The organism is Hassallia byssoidea VB512170 (assembly GCF_000817785.2).
Taxonomy (GTDB): domain Bacteria; phylum Cyanobacteriota; class Cyanobacteriia; order Cyanobacteriales; family Nostocaceae; genus Hassallia; species Hassallia carrinoi.
On record NZ_JTCM02000213.1, the window covers coordinates 1 to 3,539 of the forward strand.

4 protein-coding genes are annotated in these 3,539 nt (G+C 42.1%); all 4 read left to right on the plus strand.

Going from position 1 to position 3,539, the window contains the following annotated elements:
• Nucleotides 1–323, plus strand: a 323-nt coding sequence (locus PI95_RS34880; protein WP_163519479.1) for a hypothetical protein, incomplete at its 5' end; no start/stop codon positions are given.
• A gap of 10 nt (nucleotides 324–333) precedes the next feature.
• Nucleotides 334–1,035: a hypothetical protein gene (locus PI95_RS34885; RefSeq protein ID WP_052325255.1), complete on the plus strand. Its 702-nt coding sequence runs from the start codon at nucleotides 334–336 to the stop codon at nucleotides 1,033–1,035.
• 70 nt (nucleotides 1,036–1,105) lie between these two features.
• Nucleotides 1,106–2,626, plus strand: coding sequence for a hypothetical protein (locus tag PI95_RS34890; RefSeq protein WP_039748279.1), 1,521 nt, complete (start codon nucleotides 1,106–1,108; stop codon nucleotides 2,624–2,626).
• Between the two features lie 150 nt (nucleotides 2,627–2,776).
• A partial coding sequence (locus PI95_RS34895) for a site-specific integrase (protein WP_163519480.1) occupies nucleotides 2,777–3,539 on the plus strand: 763 nt, incomplete at its 3' end.

Consider the following 3,539-nt stretch of genomic DNA (forward strand, 5'->3'; position numbering starts at 1 on the left):
AATTAGTCCGCGAAAAGGCACAGGCAGAAGTGGCTAAAGCGCGATATAAAGCCGGATGCACTATTGTTGTAGCTGCTAATTCCCCCAGAAACCTTGCAACCTTGGTAGAAGGCGACCCAGTGCTAGACCGTACCACCAAAAAGCCATTACCAGCCGGAACGGTGGTTTGTGACGGGAATGGACAGACTGGGGTGATTGTTCGCGACTCTCAAAAACAACTGGTGGTAGGACAAATGGCATTTACGGGCGATCGTACTTTGGCACTAGAACAGATTCGCAAAATCCACGGAGCCAAAGTCTATTATTTTACACCCCAAAAGTAGGAGATGTCTAATGTTTAGCAAAACCGCTGGTGGTAGCGCTGGTAGAAAGTCAAGCGCGAAAAACAAAATACCCCAGGAGTGGTTAAAAATTTTGTATTGGGGACTGGTGTTATCCAGTATTTATTTTGCCTACCTCAACATTCAGCCCTATGAGCAAGCGGTGCGCTTTTTGAGCGGTAAAGTAGTAAATCAGTCGTTTATTTACTTGGTTTCAGTCATTCCGATCATTAACGGCATCGCCAACTTTATCGGTAAGGGCGTTACTTGGATATTAGGCACTTTATTGTGGGTAATTATCCAAATCATTGAAGTGCTACCACTGGTTTTGTACAGCCACGAGGGGTTTATCCAGCAAGTGATTAGTGAAGCTGATAGCCGTAGTAAATATGAAGTAAAAGATACTGACGACCCAACTTTAGCGATGCTCAAACGGACTTATAACGCTTTCCCAGTCTCGCTTGTAAGCAATTTGGAGCGCTTAAAGATTGTAACCTACACCGTGGATTTCCTAATCTGCATTACTGTGTACTCTCCAGTAAGCTCTGGTAAATTTAGTGACTTTTTTTGGTTTGTAGGTTCCGGACAGTGGAACAAGCTTAATTACGGTAATTTAGCTTTGACGTTGGTTACGCTGTTTGCGATTGAAATCATTCTCGGTTTAATTATTTGGGTCGGCAAGCTCTCCTACGCAATCAAAGCAGCTAGTAAATAATAAATGCGACCGCAGTATCTCAGGGTTTGAACTGCGGTTGCTGCTTTAATCAAAAACTATCAATTGGACTATGACACGCTTTAATCCGGAAAAAAACCGTAAAACTCCCGAACAGTGGAGTGCTAAAGCGCTTGATGCCACAAAAAACAATCATTTACAGTGGAATGTTATTGGCGGGTTAGTTTTGGGCGCCTTAGCCGCTAGCGCCGCAAGCCCCCTCACTGGGGGACTAATCGTAGCTTATTTTTTGTGGGACAGTTGGAAGAAGGCGGGAGAGATTCAAAGAAACCAAGCAGCAATTACCGAGGTGGGGTGCGTGGCACAAGTGCTTGATGGCGATGACTTTGCAGACTATAGCCGCCAAGTGGGACATGTGGCAGTGCTTGAGGAACTGAGATTTGCTACAGAGCGTAACCTGGCATTAAGCACGGCGGCGGCAGACTTTTTAGAGAACTATTCCCCCGTACTTTCAACTTCCAGCAACTTAATGACAACTGCCAAAACGCTTTTAGGAAAAGCTGGGTTACAGGTAAAAGTGGAAAGTTCGGAAGAAATTTACATTAATCCCGATGATCGCTTTGACATTATTGCCAGCATGACAGACCGAATAAGCAATAGCTTCATTTTAGGCATTAGTGGCACTGGTAAAGGGATAGTAGTTTCTAACGCTCTGCGTGCAGCTAAAGTCAAACACCCCAAGCTGAAAACATTTTATATTGATCCAAAACACGACGAAAAAGAGCAAGGGTACACCGCTGGTGTTGCTGACGTCATTAAACGCTACAAATGCGAGACAGAGGAGCCATTAATTGTAGTTGCTTGGTTAGAAAAATGTTTAGAAGAATTTAACGAATATGCCAAAGCTAACGACGCGAACTCTGAGCGCACCTTGTTGATTTTAGACGAGGGTACGGTGCTGGGATTAAAATCTAAAATTGCTAAATCGACAATTTTATTAGACCGGCTATCATCTTTAACCAGCCTTGGCGATTCTAGCGGAAAGAATATTTGGTTCATTGCCCAAACTCCTTTTGTCGGTGGTTCTGGTATCGATTTAAGCGCCTCCAGTCAGCTTGTAACTATTGCTTTGGTTAGTGCAGAGAATCGCGGTTCTCTAGATCAGTGGAAACGATCAGCAATGGTGAAAAAATTAAATAATATCGACGAATATATTGAAAAGTCCCCCGTCAGTCGTGCTGTATTCTTTGGAAAAACTGCCAAATGGTATCCGATGTCAAAATTAGAAAATTACTCAGGATATGATAGAGATAGTCGCAAATCAGTAGAGGGTGCTGCAACAATTAGACAACAATTAGAGGCGGCATTTAGCAAAAAAAAAATTAGCGAACAACCCGAACAAAATATTTTCCTTTCGCAATCGGCTCAGTTAATCTTTGATTGGTTACAGACTAATCGTAAAGAACAGTGGGTTAAATACAAAGGAAGTGATCGCGATATGTCTTTCATTAAGTTTTTGAGCCAAAATAATATCAAGGGAGAAGACAAGGAGGACGCAATATTTGAGTTGCTTGATGCAGGAAAAATAGAGATAGCGGACGACGATTCAACAATCAAAATCATTGTAGAGTAGTTACCTGTTACCCTGTTACCCTATTCCCGCAAAGAACGTAAACAACGAAGTAACAAGGGGTACAGCCTGCGGTAACAGGTAACGACAACAGGTAACGACAACAGGTAACGACAACAGGTAAGAGGATAATAAACTATTAAATTCTCAATCATGGATTTCTCAGAGCAATTAATAAAAGTCAATAGTCGTCTCAAAACTGCTCTTATTGGCGTGGCAGTTTGTCAAATCAAAAATCGACTTTATTTAAGAGCAACTCTTCCCCCTAAGCCGAATTCTACCAAGACCAAACCGCATCAACAGTGGCTTAGTCTTGGCATTTACGCCAATAAAGAAGGTATTAAAAGAGCAGAAGGAGAAGCTCACAAACTAGGCGGGTTAATTGCCTGCAAGGAGTTTAAGTGGGAACTATATTTAGAAAGTCCTGATGATTCTCCTGTCAGTTACATCAAAGACTGGATTGATAAGTTTGAGAAATTTTATTTTCAAACTCGCCAACGCAACCATCAAACTGAAACCACTTGGAAGATTGACTACTTAAACGTTTTTAACAAGCTTCCACAATGGGAAGTACTAAATCATGAAATTATTTTAAAAGTAGTAACAGGCACTAAACCTGACACTAAAACTCGCAAGCGCACATGTATGGCACTGGGTGCGCTTGCAAAGTTTGTTGAAATTGATATCAATTTAAAATCATATGCTGGGAGGTACAGCCCTAAAAAAGTAGCACCCCGTGACTTACCCAGCGACACAATTATTGCCCAACACTTTTACCAAATTGAGAATGAAGAGTGGCGCTGGGTGTATGGGATGCTCGCTACTTACGGGTTAAGGAATCACGAAATCTTCCGACTTGATTTTGGGGCGATCGCCAAAGGTGACTATATTGTTACCGTCGGTGAAAACTCAAAAA

What these genes read in the sequence shown, in the direction of transcription:
- PI95_RS34890 (WP_039748279.1), top strand. Translation starts at nt 1,106, where the DNA reads ATGACACGCTTTAATCCGGAAAAAAACCGTAAAACTCCCGAACAGTGG.
- PI95_RS34885 (WP_052325255.1), top strand. Translation starts at nt 334, where the DNA reads ATGTTTAGCAAAACCGCTGGTGGTAGCGCTGGTAGAAAGTCAAGCGCG.